The 16,469-nt window shown below is 61.8% G+C and carries 16 protein-coding genes, 2 tRNA genes and 1 pseudogene; 17 read left to right on the top strand and 2 right to left on the bottom strand.

Annotated features, from left to right (window positions below):
- The 4 genes and pseudogenes from E8Q41_RS17035 to E8Q41_RS17020 form a co-directional block, all read left to right on the top strand.
- Positions 1 to 155: pseudogene (locus E8Q41_RS17035) on the top strand (D-galactonate dehydratase); the annotation flags it as partial.
- Between the two features lie 391 nt (positions 156 to 546).
- Positions 547 to 1,629, top strand: coding sequence for a porin (locus tag E8Q41_RS17030; RefSeq protein ID WP_137156753.1), 1,083 nt, complete (start codon positions 547 to 549; stop codon positions 1,627 to 1,629).
- 329 nt (positions 1,630 to 1,958) lie between these two features.
- A complete protein-coding gene (locus E8Q41_RS17025) occupies positions 1,959 to 3,032 on the top strand; it encodes a porin (protein WP_137156752.1) in 1,074 nt (357 codons plus the stop codon).
- A gap of 327 nt (positions 3,033 to 3,359) precedes the next feature.
- Entirely contained in the window at positions 3,360 to 4,433 is a 1,074-nt protein-coding gene (locus E8Q41_RS17020) for a porin (protein ID WP_137156751.1), read from the top strand.
- Between the two features lie 254 nt (positions 4,434 to 4,687).
- On the opposite strand, the gene E8Q41_RS17015 is transcribed toward E8Q41_RS17020, so the two are convergent.
- Positions 4,688 to 4,762, bottom strand: a tRNA-Thr gene (locus tag E8Q41_RS17015).
- 183 nt (positions 4,763 to 4,945) lie between these two features.
- On the opposite strand from E8Q41_RS17015, the gene E8Q41_RS25960 reads away from it, so the two are divergent.
- From E8Q41_RS25960 to E8Q41_RS16965, 10 genes are all read left to right on the top strand, one after another.
- Positions 4,946 to 5,140: a hypothetical protein gene (locus tag E8Q41_RS25960; protein ID WP_137156750.1), complete on the top strand. Its 195-nt coding sequence runs from the start codon at positions 4,946 to 4,948 to the stop codon at positions 5,138 to 5,140.
- 164 nt (positions 5,141 to 5,304) lie between these two features.
- Positions 5,305 to 6,597 (top strand): UDP-N-acetylglucosamine 1-carboxyvinyltransferase, encoded by a 1,293-nt coding sequence (gene murA / locus E8Q41_RS17005; RefSeq protein WP_137156749.1) that lies wholly within the window; start codon positions 5,305 to 5,307, stop codon positions 6,595 to 6,597.
- 87 nt (positions 6,598 to 6,684) lie between these two features.
- Positions 6,685 to 7,125 carry a DUF2948 family protein gene (locus tag E8Q41_RS17000; protein WP_137156758.1) on the top strand — a complete coding sequence of 147 codons (441 nt, stop codon included), beginning with the start codon at positions 6,685 to 6,687 and terminating at the stop codon, positions 7,123 to 7,125.
- 45 nt (positions 7,126 to 7,170) lie between these two features.
- Positions 7,171 to 8,469 carry a histidinol dehydrogenase gene (hisD, locus tag E8Q41_RS16995; protein WP_137156748.1) on the top strand — a complete coding sequence of 433 codons (1,299 nt, stop codon included), beginning with the start codon at positions 7,171 to 7,173 and terminating at the stop codon, positions 8,467 to 8,469.
- A 2-nt stretch (positions 8,470 to 8,471) separates the two neighbouring features.
- Positions 8,472 to 8,948, top strand: coding sequence for a UPF0262 family protein (locus E8Q41_RS16990; RefSeq protein ID WP_137156747.1), 477 nt, complete (start codon positions 8,472 to 8,474; stop codon positions 8,946 to 8,948).
- 5 nt (positions 8,949 to 8,953) lie between these two features.
- The gene (locus E8Q41_RS16985; RefSeq protein ID WP_137156746.1) at positions 8,954 to 9,415 is read left to right on the top strand and encodes a low molecular weight phosphatase family protein; all 462 of its coding nucleotides are present in this window, start codon (positions 8,954 to 8,956) and stop codon (positions 9,413 to 9,415) included.
- Positions 9,416 to 9,569: 154 nt separating this feature from the next.
- On the top strand, positions 9,570 to 9,788 hold the full coding sequence (infA, locus tag E8Q41_RS16980) for a translation initiation factor IF-1 (protein ID WP_004435948.1): 219 nt from the start codon (positions 9,570 to 9,572) through the stop codon (positions 9,786 to 9,788).
- Between the two features lie 26 nt (positions 9,789 to 9,814).
- Positions 9,815 to 10,438, top strand: a complete 624-nt coding sequence (locus E8Q41_RS16975; RefSeq protein WP_137156745.1) for a Maf-like protein — start codon at positions 9,815 to 9,817, stop codon at positions 10,436 to 10,438.
- The gene (gene yacG, locus E8Q41_RS16970; RefSeq protein ID WP_246660225.1) at positions 10,435 to 10,647 is read left to right on the top strand and encodes a DNA gyrase inhibitor YacG; all 213 of its coding nucleotides are present in this window, start codon (positions 10,435 to 10,437) and stop codon (positions 10,645 to 10,647) included. Before E8Q41_RS16975 ends, yacG begins: the two co-directional genes overlap by 4 nt.
- Before the next feature lie 143 nt (positions 10,648 to 10,790).
- Positions 10,791 to 10,866 (top strand) — tRNA-Phe (locus E8Q41_RS16965).
- 47 nt (positions 10,867 to 10,913) lie between these two features.
- Here the strand turns inward: E8Q41_RS16965 and E8Q41_RS16960 are convergent.
- Positions 10,914 to 11,210 carry a hypothetical protein gene (locus E8Q41_RS16960; protein ID WP_137156743.1) on the bottom strand — a complete coding sequence of 99 codons (297 nt, stop codon included), beginning with the start codon at positions 11,208 to 11,210 and terminating at the stop codon, positions 10,914 to 10,916.
- A 336-nt stretch (positions 11,211 to 11,546) separates the two neighbouring features.
- On the opposite strand from E8Q41_RS16960, the gene E8Q41_RS16955 reads away from it, so the two are divergent.
- From E8Q41_RS16955 to E8Q41_RS16945, 3 genes are read left to right on the top strand one after another with little or no spacing between them, the layout of a single operon-like run.
- Entirely contained in the window at positions 11,547 to 12,614 is a 1,068-nt protein-coding gene (locus E8Q41_RS16955) for an HlyD family efflux transporter periplasmic adaptor subunit (RefSeq protein ID WP_137156742.1), read from the top strand.
- The gene (rbbA, locus tag E8Q41_RS16950; RefSeq protein ID WP_137156741.1) at positions 12,611 to 15,346 is read left to right on the top strand and encodes a ribosome-associated ATPase/putative transporter RbbA; all 2,736 of its coding nucleotides are present in this window, start codon (positions 12,611 to 12,613) and stop codon (positions 15,344 to 15,346) included. The genes E8Q41_RS16955 and rbbA overlap by 4 nt, the downstream gene beginning before the upstream one ends.
- 3 nt (positions 15,347 to 15,349) lie before the next feature.
- Entirely contained in the window at positions 15,350 to 16,462 is a 1,113-nt protein-coding gene (locus E8Q41_RS16945; RefSeq protein ID WP_137156740.1) for an ABC transporter permease, read from the top strand.
- The last annotated feature ends 7 nt before the right edge of the window (positions 16,463 to 16,469 follow it).

Here is a 16,469-nt window from a genome sequence, read left to right as displayed (position 1 = left end):
TGTTCCACTACGAGGACGGCTTCGTGTCGATCCCGCAGGGCCCCGGGCTCGGCGTTGAGGTGGACGAAGCCTATGTGATCGAGCGGGCCAAGGAGGGCCATCGTTGGCGCAATCCCGTATGGCGGCATGTAGACGGATCGGTCGCCGAGTGGTGAGATTGAAGGGGGCTGCAGGGCCCCCTTCTTCTTTTATGCGTGTAATCGCAACATCTAAACATTCATCGAATCCGAAACCCATGGCTGAGCGGAGCCGGATCATATGACCTGTAGCTGCGGAAGCCTGTCATGGAAGTGTCATAAATCCTTCATTTTACTCGGAAAATTTCATGGCCTCGCCACAAAGAGTGGTAACTTTGCCACAACTGCGTCGTCACGTCTTGTCACAAAAGCCGAAGCGACGACTTGTGATATTTTGCCGTAGCGAAAGCCCGCTAAGACCTTTTTCCAGAGAACGGGAAATCGCTCTCTTTTTATCGGGGTGGTCAGGTCCCAGGGGATATTTTTCAGGCGGCCTGGCCAGAATTTAAAAGTTTGACTGGAGGTCAACATGTCTATCAAGAGCCTTCTCCTCGGCTCCGCCGCCGCTCTCGCGGTCGTTTCTGGCGCTCAGGCCGCCGACGCTGTCGTCGCCGCTGAGCCGGAACCCATGGAATATGTCAAGGTCTGCGACGCTTACGGCACCGGCTACTTCTACATCCCCGGCACCGAGACCTGCCTCAAGGTCGGCGGTCGCGTCCGCTTCGATCTGAAGGCCGCCAATTCCTACAAGCTCGACAGCGACAACGGCTGGAACTCGCGTTCGCGCGGCGAAATCTACATGGACTCGGCTTCCGACACCGAATACGGCGCTCTGAAGACCAAGTTCGTCGGCCGTTTCGACTTCGACAACACCTATAACGACGGCACGCACACCACCACCAAGCTGATCCAGGCGAACATCTCGCTCGCCGGCTTCCAGGTCGGTCTCGCCGACACGCTGTTCAGCTCGTTCACCGGTTACGCCGGCGACATCATCAACGACGACGTCGTTTCCTACGGCCAGTTCGAAGTCAACCAGATCAACTACGTCTACGACTCCGGCGCCGGCTTCAAGGCCGCCATTGGCGTTGAGGCCGATGACATCGAAGTCACCAAGATCGATGCCCAGGGCAATGAGTACGACGAAGTCGTCAACGGTCAGGACTATGTCCCTAACGTGGTTGCTGGTCTCGCCTACAGCGCCGATGCATTCGGCGTGTCTATCGTTGGCGGTTACGACGAGCGTCGTGACGAAGGCGCTGTCAAGGGTCGCGTCGATGGCAACTTCGGCGCCTTCTCCGCCTTCGTGATGGGCGCTTGGTCTTCTTCCGGCAAGGAAGTGAACAACTACGCTCCTGGCGATGGTTCGGGCGCCGCTTGGGGTGATTGGGCTGCCTGGGCTGGCGTTGGCTACAAGGTCTCCGACGACGTCAAGGTCAACGCTCAGATCGCCGGCACGGACAACGACACCCTCGCTGTCGCCGCCAACGTCAAGTGGAACCCGGTTTCTGGTCTGCTGATCCAGCCGGAAGTCACCTACACCTCGTTCGACAACGATAAGGCCGACGGCGACCAGTGGAACGGCATGATCCGCTTCCAGCGCACGTTCTAATCTCCACGTGGAGATTCGAAGGGGGCCAGAAGGCCCCCTTCATTGTATTTTGCGTTGTAATTGTCCTTTCTTGTATGTTTCGATCAATTGCGATCAACCTGTTTGATCTGTTCCGATTAAAGAAGTGGCGCTTCCGCCACGGCTTTGACGCCAGAAGCTTAGCTAGCCCAGCAATTTCCCACTTTCATATTTTGTCCGCCGGAGCCCCGGCGTAAGGTTTGTCTCGAAGGGGCAAGACACATCGCTTCTTCGGAAAAGGGGCGGTTGGGCGTGGGTTTTCCGCGATAGTGGCCCTGACCTAAAGATAACAACGAACTGGAGTTTTCACCATGAACATCAAGAGCCTTCTTCTCGGCTCCGCAGCTGCTCTGGCGGTTGTTTCCGGCGCTCAGGCTGCCGACGCCGTGGTTGCCGCTGAGCCGGAACCCATGGAATATGTCAAGGTTTGCGACGCTTTCGGCACCGGCTATTTCTACATCCCGGGCACCGAGACCTGCCTCAAGGTCGGTGGTCGCGTTCGTTTCGACGTCCAGGCTGCTGACTCCTACTCGCCCAAGGGCCAGGAAGGCTACAACACCCGTTCGCGCGGCGAAATCTACATGGATTCCGCGTCCGATTCCGAATACGGCGCTCTGAAGACCCAGTTCGTCGGCCGTTTCGACTTCGACGGCACCTACAATGACGGCACGCACACCACCACAAAGCTGATCGCTGCGAATATTTCACTCGCTGGTTTCCAGGTCGGTCTTGCTGACTCGGTCTACAGCTCGTTCACCAACTATGCTGGCGACATCATCAACGACGACGTGATCTCCTATGGTGGTTTCGAAGTCAATCAGATCAACTACACCTACGATTCCGGCACCGGTTTCAAGGCTGTGGTGGCTGTTGAAGCTGACGACACGGAAGTGACGCGTCGCCGCGCTGATGGGACGGAATATGATGTGGTCGTCAACGGCAAGGACTACGTCCCGAACGTCGTCGCCGGCGCTGGCTACACCATGGGCTCGTTCGGCGTGACCGTCGTCGGCGGTTATGACGAGCGCGTTGAAGAAGGCGCTGTCAAGGCCCGCGTAGATGGCAACTTCGGCGCCGTTTCGGCCTTCGTGATGGGCGCCTGGAACTCCGGCGGCGTTCATGCCTACGCTCCGGGCGACGGCTACGTTGGTTGGGGCGACTGGGCTGCTTGGGCTGGCGTTGGCTACAAGGCCGCCGACAACCTCGCCGCCAACCTGCAGGTCGCAGGCACCGACAACGACACGTTCGCTGCTGCCGCCAACCTCAAGTGGAACCCGGTTTCTGGTCTCCTGATCATGCCGGAAGTGACCTACACGAAGTGGGACAACAAGGTGGTCGACAACGACCAGTGGAACGGCATGCTCCGCTTCGAGCGCACGTTCTAATCCAATCAGGATTGTGGAAAGGGGGCTTCGGCCCCCTTTTTTGCGTTTTTAAGCGGTAGAACTCTTCTTTGTATTTTCCGATCAAGCCTGATCAACCCGATTGATCCCCTCCGATTAAAGAAGTGGCGCTTCTGCCACGGACCTTGCCGCATAAACTTAGCTAGCATATCATTTGTCCGGTTTCATATTTTGACCGCCGGGGCCCCGGCGTAAGGTCTGTTTCGAAGGGACAAGACACATCGCTTCTTCGGAAAAGAAGCGGGCGGGCGTGGGTTTTCCACGATAGTGGCCCTGACCTAGAGATAACAACGAACTGGAGTTTTCACCATGAACATCAAGAGCCTTCTTCTCGGCTCCGCAGCTGCTCTGGCAGTTGTTTCCGGCACTCAGGCTGCCGACGCCGTGGTTGCCGCTGAGCCGGAACCCATGGAATATGTCAAGGTTTGCGACGCTTTCGGCACCGGCTATTTCTACATCCCGGGCACCGAGACCTGCCTCAAGGTCGGTGGTCGCGTGCGCTTCGACGTTCAGGCTGCTGACTCCTACTCGCCAAAGGGTCAGGAAGGATACAACACCAAGTCGCGCGGCGAAATCTACATGGATTCCGCGGCTGACACCGAATATGGCGCTCTTAAGACCCAGTTCGTCGGTCGCTTCGACTTCGACGGCACCGCCAATGATGGAACGCACACCACGACTGAGCTGATCGCCGCGAACATTTCGCTCGCTGGCTTCCAGGTCGGTCTTGCTGACTCGGTCTACAGCTCGTTCACCAACTATGCTGGCGACATCATCAACGACGACGTGGTTGACTACGGTGGTTCCGAAATCAACCAGATCAACTACAGCTATGACAACGGCGCCGGTTTCAAAGCTGTAGTCGCGGTTGAGGCTGACGACACTGAAGTGACCCGCCGCCGCGCAGACGGTACGACATATGACGTGGTCGTCAACGGCAAGGACTACGTCCCGAACGTCGTCGCCGGCGTTGGCTATTCGGTCGGCGCTTTCGGTGTAACCGTGGTCGGCGGTTACGATGAACGCGCTGAAGACGGCGCGATCAAGGCTCGCTTGGACGGCAATTTCGGCACCGTGTCGGCCTTCGTGATGGGCGCCTGGAACTCGGGCGGAGTCAACGCCTACGCTCCGGGCGACGGCTATGTGGGTTGGGGCGACTGGGCTGCATGGGCTGGCGTTGGCTACAAGGCCGCCGACAACCTCGCTGCAAACCTGCAGGTCGCCGGCACCGACAACGACACGTTCGCTGCTGCCGCCAACCTCAAGTGGAACCCGGTTTCTGGTCTTCTCATCATGCCGGAAGTCACCTACACGAAGTGGGACAACAAGGTGGTCGACAACGACCAGTGGAACGGTATGCTCCGCTTCGAGCGCACGTTCTAATTCATTCTGGAATTGCGGAAAGGGGGCTTCGGCCCCCTTTTTGGGTTGACCGCGGCGTTTCCGGGGATGTGGCCTCTTCTCGATAAGCCAGTGTAGCCGACCGCTGTCGTTCTGAGTTTTGCCGCAAACAATTATGCGGCTGGTCGCGATGTGCGAGTTGCCGGCTCGGCAGGCGATGATCGCCTCGAAGAGTTGCATCTGCGAGCCGTAGTCTCCCCAAGGGAGACGATTGCTCTGCCTGTAGTCTGAGAAAATGGTGCTGCCGAGTGGGATTGAACCACCGACCTCACCCTTACCAAGGGTGTGCTCTACCACTGAGCTACGGCAGCATGACCATGAAAACGCTTGATGTTTCAGCGTCCGAACCGGTGCGGCGCATCAGCCGTCCGGTAGGCGCGCTATTGCCATAGACTCGGGGGGCATGCAAGCGCCGATTTCCATTTTGCGAAAGTTTTTTGGCAGCCTGCTCCCTAAACCTTGGCGAACGGGCCGTTCCACGCTACATCTCCGCCATGCAGAAAGAGGACGATCCACAGAGCCAACGTCGTCAGGCGGTCGCTCCGCGACAGGCGCGTGAGGACAGGTTGAAGGCAGAGTTGCGCGCCAATCTCGCAAAGCGCAAGCAACAGGCGCGTGCGCGAAGACAAGGCGCGGAAGACGCTCGCCCGGGCGCATTGATATCGACGGATCAGGTGGATCCGGATTGACCGAGCGACGGCCGGCCCCAGCAGGGTACGCCTCACTTTTCCCCCATTTCCGCGTTTAACCGCCCTTGGCGGCGTTCCTTGAATGTCTCGGATCAATCCGCTAAAGGGGCCTAGGTTTTTTCGCGGGCGCGCAGCAGGCGCGGCGCCGCAGGGGATAGGATTTCATGGATCGCATCAGGATCGTAGGCGGCAGGCCGCTCAATGGCGTCATTCCGATTTCGGGGGCGAAGAATGCGGCTCTGCCGCTGATGATCGCATCTCTGATGACCAGCGACACGCTGACATTGGAGAATGTGCCGCATCTGGCCGATGTCGAGCAACTGATCCGCATTCTCGGCAATCACGGCGTCGACATCTCCGTCAACGGTCGTCGCGAGCATCAGGACGGCTCCTATGCCCGCACCGTTCACTTTACCTGCCGTACCGTCGCTGACGTCATCGCGCCCTATGAGCTCGTCTCCAAGATGCGCGCGAGCTTCTGGGTGATCGGTCCGCTTCTGGCGCGCGAAGGCAAGGCCCGGGTCTCGCTGCCCGGCGGCTGCGCCATCGGCACGCGACCGGTCGATCTCTTCATCGAGGGCCTGCGGGCGCTCGGCGCCGAAATCGAGATCGACAGCGGTTATGTCAACGCCACGGCTCCGAAGGGCGGCCTCATCGGCGCACGCTACACCTTCCCGAAAGTGTCCGTCGGCGCCACGCATGTGATGCTGATGGCCGCCAGCCTGGCGCGCGGCGTGACCGTGATCGGCAATGCCGCCCGCGAGCCCGAAATCGTCGACCTCGCCAACTGCCTGAACGCCATGGGGGCCAAGATCTCCGGCGCCGGCACCTCCACGATCACCATCGAGGGCGTGTCCGCTCTGTCGGGCGCGCGCCATCGCGTCATGCCCGATCGCATCGAAACCGGAACCTACGCCATGGCCGTTGCGATGACCGGCGGCGACGTCGAAATCGTCGACACCAATCCTGCTTATCTCGAAACCGCGCTCGAAGCCATCCGCCGCGCCGGCGCCGAGATCACCGCCACCGAGCGCGGCATCCGCGTCGTGGGCCATGGCGGGGCCATCAAGCCCGTCGATATCGTCACCGACCCCTATCCGGGTTTCCCCACCGATTTGCAGGCGCAGTTCATGGGGCTGATGACGCGCGCCAACGGCGCGGCGCACATCACCGAGACGATCTTCGAAAATCGCTTCATGCATGTGCAGGAACTGGCCCGACTCGGGGCCAAGATCACGCTCAACGGCCAGACGGCCCGCATCGAGGGCGTCGAGCGTCTCAAGGGCGCGCCTGTGATGGCGACCGATCTTCGCGCCTCCGTGTCGCTCGTCATCGCCGGTCTCGCCGCAGAGGGCGAAACCATGGTGTCGCGCGTCTATCATCTGGATCGCGGCTTCGAGCGGCTCGAAGAGAAGCTCACCCGCTGCGGCGCGCTGGTCGAACGCATCAGCGATTGATCCGCGGTTGCGGAGCGGGCGGGGCGCTCTTATCTGAAGCATTAAGATTGGCCCGCCATGGGATGCGGGCCGCAATGCTGGACAGACATCATGACACTGAAACTGCTCGCTCTCGATGAAGAAGATCTGACCGTTGTTTCGGCGCAGATGCAGGACGCCGTCTTCAAGGTCGGCGACATCGACTACAAGCCGCGCGCCGGCCATTTCATGCTCTCGGCCAACCGGTTTGCCTGGGAAGCCAGCGACCGCGGCGAGAAGGGCTTCGAGCGCCGCCGCGCCGCGCTCTGTTTCAAGCAGGTCAAGTCGGTCCGTTCGATCGGTTTCGACCGCAAGGCCTCCGACACCGTGCTGTCCTTGCTCGCCATTCTTTTCGACAAGGAAGGGGAGGGGCCGGATGGATCCGTCGAACTGGTGCTTTCCGGCGGCGGCTCGATCCTGCTACATGTGGACTGTATCGAAGCGCAGCTTGCGGATACCGGCGGGGCATGGGAAACCGCCATGAAGCCCCGGCATCCCGGGGCGGCGTGAGGCGTATGGGCGCCGGTTGCGGCGCTGTGTGAAGAGGGGATTGCATTGGCGATTTGGCTGGACAGCAGCGATCAGGATTTCGAAACGCGGTTCGCCGCCTTCCTGACCACGAAACGCGAAGTCTCCGAGGACGTGAACGCGACCGTCAAGGCGATCATCGCCGATGTGGTCGCCCGCGGGGATGCAGCCCTTGCTGAATATTCGCACCGTTTCGACCAACTCGACTTCGCCCAGGTCTCCATGCGCGTCGACGCGAGCGAGCTCGACGCCGCCTATGCGGCCATCGACTCCAAGGTGCGCGACGCCCTGCATCTTGCCGCAGAACGCATCGAAAAGCATCATCGTCGCCAATTGCCGAAGGACGACGTCTATGAGGACGCGCTCGGCGTGACGCTCGGCTCGCGCTGGACGGCCATCGAAGCGGTCGGCCTTTATGTGCCGGGCGGAAGCGCCAGCTATCCGAGTTCGGTGTTGATGAACGCCATTCCGGCCAAGGTCGCCGGCGTGCCGCGCCTCGTGATGGTCGTGCCCGCCATGCGTGGCGAGATCAATCCGGCCGTGCTGGCCGCCGCCAAGATCGCCGGCGTCGACGAAATCTATCGCATCGGCGGCGCTCAGGCGATCGCGGCGCTCGCTTACGGCACCGCCACCATCGCGCCCGTGGCCAAGGTCACCGGCCCCGGCAACGCCTATGTCGCGGCCGCCAAGCGCCAGGTCTTCGGAACGATCGGCATCGATATGATCGCCGGTCCCTCGGAAGTGCTTGTTATCGCCGACAAGGATAATGATCCCGACTGGATCGCCGCCGATCTTCTCGCCCAGGCGGAACACGACACCGGCGCGCAATCCATTCTGGTGACCGACGACGCCGAGTTCGGCCGCGCCGTGGTGGCGGCGGTCGAGCGTCAGTTGAAGCGGCTTAGCCGCGCGGAGACGGCGGAAGCCTCCTGGCGCGATTTCGGCGCCGTGATCCTGGTGCCGCATCTCGACGCCTCGGTGAAGATCGCCGATCGCATCGCCGCCGAACATCTGGAAATCGCCACTGCCGATCCCGAAGCGCTGATGAACCGCATCCGCAACGCCGGCGCCTTCTTCCTCGGTCGTCATACGCCCGAGGTGATCGGCGATTATGTCGGCGGCTCCAACCATGTGCTGCCGACGGCGCGCTCGGCGCGCTTCTCCTCGGGTCTATCGGTGCTCGACTATATGAAGCGCTCCTCGATCCTCAAACTCACGGCCGATCCGCTTCGGGCGCTCGGACCGGCGGCCATCGCGCTCGCCGAATGTGAAGGGCTCGACGCCCATGCCCGCTCTGTCGCCATCCGTCTCAATCCCGAGGCCTGACAATGGAGGGGGCGGGGGCGTTTCGGCTATCGGATGTGACGCTCGATGAATCGATCGGGCGCTCCACGCCCGATGTCGAACATGAACGCGCCGTCGCCATCTTCGACCTGCTGGAAGAAAACAGCTTCCGCCCGGAAGGCCATGCGGGCGGCCCCTATCGCCTGAAGCTGTCGCTCATCGATCACAAACTGGTTCTGGCGATCACGACGGAAAGCGGCGAGGCGGTGGCGACCCACATCCTCTCGCTGACGCCGTTCAAGCGGATCATCAAGGACTATTTCATGATCTGCGAGAGCTATTACCAGGCGATCCGCTCGGCCTCGCCCAGCCAGATCGAGGCGATCGACATGGGGCGGCGCGGCATCCACAACGAGGGCTCGCAAACACTGGAAGATCGGCTGAAGGGCAAGGTCGTGATCGATTTCGATACGGCGCGCCGCCTGTTCACGCTGGTCTGCGTCCTCTACTGGCGGGGTTGATCCGGATGGAGAGCGACGCCGCCGCGCCATCGAGACAGCCGGGCGCCGTGCTGTTCATGTGCGGCATGAACTCGATCCGCTCGCCGATGGCCGAGGCGATCGCGCGTCACTATCTGCCGCAGATCTATGTCGCCTCCGCCGGCGTTCGCCGCGGCGACCGCGACCCGTTCGTGGACATCGTCCTGGACGAGATCGGCTTGTCGATCGGCAAGCATCAGCCGCATGTGCTCGACGATCTCGAGGACGATTATTTCGACCTGATCGTGACGCTCGCCCCCGAAGCCCATCACGCCGCGCTCGACTTCACCCGTTCCTGGGCCGCCGACGTGATCTATTGGCCGACGCCCGATCCGACCGCGACCACGGGTTCGCGCGAACAGATCCTCGCCGCCTATCGCGACGTGCGGGATCATCTCACTCGGCTGATCCGCGACAGGCTCGCCGCCAAAAACTCGGGCCCGGGCTAAAACCCTCGCGCCGTCTTGCTTCACAGGCGTTTTAAGCCTAAAAACCGCCGCCCGGACTGTTCACAAAGCCCAAGCTTTTGTGTAGGTTCCGCGCCAATTCAAAGGGGGCGAGCTCTCTGCCGCCCGCCAAACCACTCTAGGAACACACCCAAATATGGCGAAAGAAGAAGTACTGGAATTTCCGGGCGTCGTGACCGAATTGCTCCCCAACGCCACCTTCCGCGTGAAGCTGGAAAACGAGCATGAGATCATCGCCCACACCGCGGGCCGCATGCGCAAGAACCGTATCCGCGTTCTGGCCGGCGACAAGGTCCTGGTGGAAATGACGCCTTACGACCTGACCAAAGGCCGCATCACCTACCGCTTCAAGTAAGCCGGGCCGCGAGGGAGACGCCTGTCATGCTCAATCAGCGGCTGATACTGGCGTCCGGCTCGCCGCGTCGCCTCGATCTTCTGGCGCAGGCGGGCATCACGCCCGATCGCTTGCTTCCCATGGATCTCGACGAAACCCCCAAGCGCGCGGAACATCCGCGTTCGCTGGCGCGTCGGCTCGCCCATGAAAAGGCGGAAGCCGCCTTTCAGGCCGTCCGCACCGACCCGGCCTGGGCCGGCAGCTATATCCTCGCCGCCGACACCGTGGTGGCCGTCGGCCGCCGCATTCTCGGCAAGCCGGACTATGTTGAAGAGGCCTCCGCGTCGCTCCATCTCCTGTCCGGGCGCAGCCACTGGGTTTACACCGGCCTTTGTCTGATCACGCCGGCCGGCCAGGCGCGCATCAAGGTGGTCGAGACCAAGGTGCGCTTCAAGCGACTGACCTCGCATGAAATCATGGCCTATATCGACTCGGGCGAATGGCGCGGCAAGGCGGGCGGCTACGCCATCCAGGGCTTCGCCGGCAGCTTCGTCCAGAAAATCGCCGGCTCCTATACCGGCGTGGTCGGCCTGCCGCTTTACGAGACCGCGCAGTTGCTGATCGGTGAGGGCTACGAATTCCAGGAAAAATGGCGCGAGGGCGCGCCGTGACCGCATCCAACATCGCGCCGCTGCGCAAGGCGCGCCCTTGCCCGGAATGCAACAGGCCGTCGACGCGCGAATCCTATCCGTTCTGCTCCGAGCGCTGCCGCAACCTGGATCTCTCCCGCTGGCTCTCCGGCTCCTATGCGATTCCGGTCGCCGAAGACGAATCCAAGGCTGAGGACGACTACCGCCGCCCGCGCAGCGACGAAGGCTGAAATCCTTAGTTTTTCAAAGCACTTACGAAAAACTGAAAAAAATCTGTCACAGGGGTTGCGCCCAAAAAATTAGGTGTTATAACCCCGCTCGCTTCCGGAGAAAACCAAACTCCGGCGGAGACGAAAGCCTCCGAACATCACTTGCCCGGGTAGCTCAGTTGGTAGAGCAGCGGATTGAAAATCCGCGTGTCACTGGTTCGATTCCGGTCCCGGGCACCACTATTCTCAGTAAAGATAGATTTTCGGCGCCACTTGAAAAAGGTGGTTCACACAACAGCCACATCCTCGCTCCGCTGACGGCTGAGGTCGCGTTCGACGATGGCGCGGACCCGGACTTCGTTGACCGCACGGGGGCCTCTTGGCGTCGGAGACACGATCGCGAAGGGGCGGCCGTCGCCTGATCGCACATGGATGCGGATCGCCGCCTCGTCCGAGCCCCGCGCCAGCCGGTTGGCGATCACGCGGGCGTAGTAGAGCGCGGAGCCTTCGTCGTAATGCGGAGCGCCGTCTTCGTCCTGAAGCAGTTCGCCATTCCAATGGATGTCGAAGAAATAGGTCTGCATGGCCCGGCTCCCAAAAACGCCCCGATCTTGACCGCATAGAAGCACAGGGCGTCCGAACCGGGTCTGAACTGGCCGTTCACCCGCCATTCACCTGAACAAACGCGGTTTGTCGGGAACTTGATCAAGAACGCCTAAATCCAGCCGGCTGCGACTTGATTTATGTCATGGTTGGCGCGGCCCTGCGGCCTACTCTCCTCTCGTCTGGCCGCGCACGGATTGAACGCCGCGCCAGCAGGCTTTTTTTGAATCAGAGGAGTATGTCGGCATGCGCAATCACGAATTTCTCAGCGCATCATCGCGCACGCCGACCGGCATGGCCAAAGGGGAGGCATGATCATGACGTCTTCCAGATGGGCGCCATTGGCGATCGCAGCGGCGCTGGCCGCCGGTTTCGGCTATTACGGATACAAGACGTATCAGGGAGACGGGCTTCCTGTGGGCATCGCTTCCGGCAATGGCCGCATTGAGGCGGTCGAAATCGATGTCGCGGCCAAGAGCGCCGGACGGGTCGCGCGCCTCGAGGTGAAGGAAGGCGATTTCGTCCATGTCGATCAGGTGCTGGCGCGGATCGACACCGAACAGCTCGAGGCTCAGAAGCGCCAGGCGGAAGCCGATCTCCGCCGCGCCGTCATCGGCGTCGATACCGCCCGCAGCCAGGTCGAGCAGCGTCTGGCTGAAAAAAGGGCTGATCAAGCCACTGTCGCCCAGCGCCAAGCGCAACTCGACGCCGCGTCCAAGCGCCTCGCGCGGTCTGAAAAATTGACGCAGACCAACACCGTGGCGCTGCAGGTGCTCGATGACGACCGCGCGACGGATGCGGGCGCCCGCGCCGCCCTCGCTGCGGCCGAAGCCTCCGTTGCGGCGGCCGACGCCGCCATCGGCGCGGCCCGCGCCCAGGTGGTCGATGCCGAAGCCGCCGTGGACGCCGCCCGCGCCGCGATCGATTCCGTCGACACGCAGATCCGTGACGGCGTGTTGAAGGCCCCCCGCGATGGCCGCGTCCAATACATTGTCGCCGAACCCGGCGAGGTCGTTTCGAGCGGCGGTCGCGTCGTCAATATGGTCGATCTGACCGATGTCTACATGACCTTCTTCCTGCCGTCGGAACTCGCCGGTAAGCTGGCGCTCGGCGCCGAGGCGAGACTGGTTCTCGATGCGGCCCCGCAATATGTCATTCCCGCCACCGTGACTTTCGTGTCCGATGTCGCGCAGTTCACGCCAAAGACCGTGGAGACCGAGGAAGAGCGGCAGAAGCTGATGTTCCGCGTCCGCGCCCATATCTCTCCCGATCTGCTGCGCAAATACATTTCCTATGTGAAGACCGGCTTGCCCGGCATGGCTTATGTTCGCATCGACAAGAACGTCGCCTGGCCTGCTGATCTCGACAAGGGCTTGGTGAAATGACGGCGGCGACGGAGCCTGTCGTCCGTCTGTCAGGCGTCAGTCTCGCTTATGGCAAGACCCAAGCGCTCAATGACATCACGCTGGATATTCCCGCCGGTCGCATGGTGGGCCTAATCGGCCCCGACGGGGTCGGCAAGTCCAGCCTGATGTCGCTGATTTCGGGCGCCCGCGCCATTCAGTCGGGCGCGGTCAGCGTGCTCGGCGGCGATATCGGCAAGCCCTCGGTGCGGGCTGATCTCTGCCCGCGCATCGCCTATATGCCGCAGGGTCTGGGCAAGAATCTCTATCCGACCCTGTCCGTCTACGAAAACATCGATTTCTTCGGCCGGTTGTTCGGCCAGGACAAGGCCGAACGCAAGGCCCGCATCGCCGATCTCGTTGCGCGCACCGGCCTTCACCCCTTCGTCGATCGTCCAGCCGAAAAACTGTCGGGCGGCATGAAGCAGAAGCTCGGCCTCTGCTGCGCGCTCGTGCATGACCCCGATCTCCTGATCCTCGACGAGCCGACCACAGGCGTCGACCCGCTGTCGCGCCGGCAGTTCTGGGAAATGATCGATGCGATCCGCGCCGGCAGGCCTTCGATGAGCGTGCTGGTGGCCACGGCCTATATGGAAGAGGCTGCCGGTTTCGACTGGCTGGTGGCGATGAACGATGGCCGGGTTCTGGCTGAAGGCGCGCCCGCCGATTTCCTGGCGCGCACGAACACTGCCGATCTCGATGAGGCCTTCATCGCGCTTTTGCCGGAAGAGGTAAGCCGCGGTCATCAGCCCGTCGTCATTCCTCCGCGCGCTGAAGTCGCCGGCGATCTCGCCATCGAGGCCGAGCATCTCACCATGCGCTTCGGCGATTTCATCGCCGTCAGCGATGTCAGTTTCGCCATTCCGCGCGGCGAGATTTTCGGCTTTCTCGGCTCCAATGGTTGCGGCAAGAGCACGACCATGAAGATGCTGACCGGCCTGTTGCCGGCTAGCGAGGGCAGGGCGCGCCTGTTCGGCCGGGAGATCGACGCGGGCGATATGGAGGCGCGCCGTCGCGTCGGCTACATGTCGCAGGCCTTCTCGCTCTATACGGAACTGACCGTCCGGCAGAATCTCGAACTTCATGCTCGACTGTTTCAGATGCCGGCCGGCGACATTCAGCCGCGCATAACCGAATTGGCCGATCGTTTCGGTCTCGACGCCATCATGGATGAATTGCCGGAGGCCCTGCCGCTCGGCGTGCGCCAGCGTCTCTCGCTCGCCGTCGCGCTGATCCATCGGCCGGAGATCCTGATCCTCGACGAACCCACCTCCGGGGTCGATCCGGTGGCGCGCGACGATTTCTGGCGGGTGCTGGCCGATCTGTCGCGCCGCGACAACGTCACCATCTTCATCTCCACCCATTTCATGAACGAGGCGGCCCGCTGCGACCGGATCTCGCTCATGCATGCCGGCAAGGTGCTGGTCAGCGATACGCCCGCCGCGATCATGCAAAGTCGCGGCGCAGGCGATCTGGAGACCGCCTTCATCGCCTATTTGGAAGATGCGTCGGGCGACGCGCCGAAGGCCGATATCGCCGCGTCTCAAGAAGGGCCGGGAGCGGCGTTCCAGCCGCAGAAACGACGCGCTTTCGATGTCCGCCGCCTGCTGAGCTACAGCCAGCGCGAAGCCATGGAGCTGATGCGCGATCCGATCCGCGCCACGCTTGCGGTTCTCGGCAGCATCATCCTGATGTTCGTGATGGGCTACGGCATCAATCTCGACGTCGAAAACCTCACTTTCGCGGTTCTCGATCGCGACGACACCTCGATCAGCCGCGATTATACGCTCGATATCAGCGGCTCGCGCTATTTCGTCGAGAAGGAGCCGATCCGCGATTACGCCGATCTCGATCGCCGCATGAAGAGCGGCGACATCAGCCTGGCGATCGAAATCCCGCCCGGCTTCGGGCGCGATGTTCTGCGCGGCGACACCGTTTCGGTGGCCGCATGGCTCGACGCCTCCATGCCGTCGCGCGCCGAGACCATGGCTGGTTATGTCCAAGGCATCCACAATGCATGGCTGACAGCCAAATCACGCCTGATCTATGGCGATGCCGCCACTGCCGGCTCCTTCACGATCGAGACGCGCTACCGCTATAATCCCGACATCAAGAGCCTGGTCGCCATGGTCCCCGCCGTGATCGCGCTGTTGCTGATCCTTATTCCGGCGATGCTGACCGCGCTGTCGGTGGTGCGGGAAAAGGAACTGGGCTCGATCGTCAATCTCTATGTCACGCCGGCGACGCGGCTGGAGTTCCTGCTCGGCAAGCAGGCGCCCTATATCGCCATCGGCATGTTCAACTGCCTCCTGATGTGCTTCGTCGCCGTCTTCCTGTTCGGCGTGCCCTTCAAGGGCAGTTTTCTCGGCTTCGTGCTGGGCGGCTTTATCTATGTCTGCGCCACCACGGCGATGGGGCTGCTCATCTCCACCTTCATGTCGAGCCAGATCGCTGCGGTGTTCGCGACAGCCTTGTTGACGCTGGTTCCGGCCATCCAGTTTTCCGGCATGATCGACCCGGTCTCGTCGCTTCAGGGCGGGGGGCGCATCATCGGCGAGATCTATCCCGCCACCTATTTCATGAACATCGCGCGCGGCGCCTTCTCCAAGGGGCTCGATTTTCAAGGTCTCTCCGGCGCCTTCGGGCCGATCCTGTTGTCGATCCCGGTTCTCATGGCGCTCAGCGTCAGCCTCCTCAAGAAACAGGCGAGATGATCCATGCGGCTCGCGAACATCTACAATCTCGGCGTCAAGGAAATCCGCGGTCTCCTGAGGGACACCATGCTGATGATCCTGATCGTCTATTCCTTCACCATCTCGGTCTACACCGCCTCCCGCGCCATGCCGGAGACGCTCAACCATGCGGCCATCGCGGTGGTGGACGAGGATCGGTCGCCTTTGTCGGCTCGCATCGAGACGGCCTTCTATCCACCCTATTTCACCACGCCGAAGCTGATCGACATCTCCGAAATGGACAGGCGCATGGACGCCGGTCTCGACACCTTCGCGCTCGACATTCCCACCGACTTCCAGCGGGATCTCCTGGCGGGACGACAGCCGACCCTGCAGTTGAATGTCGACGCCACCCGCATGACCCAGGCCTTCAGCGGCAATGGTTACATCCAGTCGATCGTGACCTCGGAAATCAACGAATTCGTCAAGCGCTATCGCGGTTCGGCAAGCGTCGGCGCGGATCTGGTGATGCGCAATCGCTTCAATCCGCAGCGAAACAGCCTTTGGTTCGGCTCCATCGTCAATCTGATCACCTCGATCACCATGCTCGCCATCGTGCTGACAGGCGCGGCGCTGATCCGGGAACGGGAGCATGGCACGGTCGAGCATCTCCTGGTCATGCCGGTGACCAGCACCGAGATCATGCTCAGCAAGATCTGGTCGATGGGGCTCGTCGTTCTCGTCGCCTCGGCCTTTTCGATCACGGTCGTCATCAACGGGCTGCTCAACGTCCCGATCCAGGGATCGCTGGCGCTGTTTCTCGCTGGCGCTGCGCTGCATCTGTTCGCCACCACCTCGCTCGGCATCTTTCTCGCCACCACCGCCGGGTCGATGCCGCAATTCGGCATGCTGCTGATGCTGGTGATGATCCCGCTCCAGGTTCTCTCGGGCGGTGTGACGCCGCGCGAAAGCATGCCGGTAATCATTCAGGACATCATGCTGGCTGCTCCGAACACCCATTTCGTGATGCTGGGGCAGGCGATCCTGTTCCGGGGCGCCGGTTTTTCGGTGGTGTGGCCGCAATTTCTGGCGTTGATCGCAATCGGCGGCGTGTTGTTCGCCATATCTTTGCGCCGCTTCCGTGCCTTCCTGCGCTGAACGGCGC

The sequence above is a fragment of the Rhizobium sp. FKL33 genome, assembly GCF_005222915.1.
Classification (GTDB): domain Bacteria; phylum Pseudomonadota; class Alphaproteobacteria; order Rhizobiales; family Rhizobiaceae; genus Rhizobium_E.
Note: the sequence above shows the minus strand (reverse complement) of the source record. Positions and strands in the feature narration are given on the sequence as shown.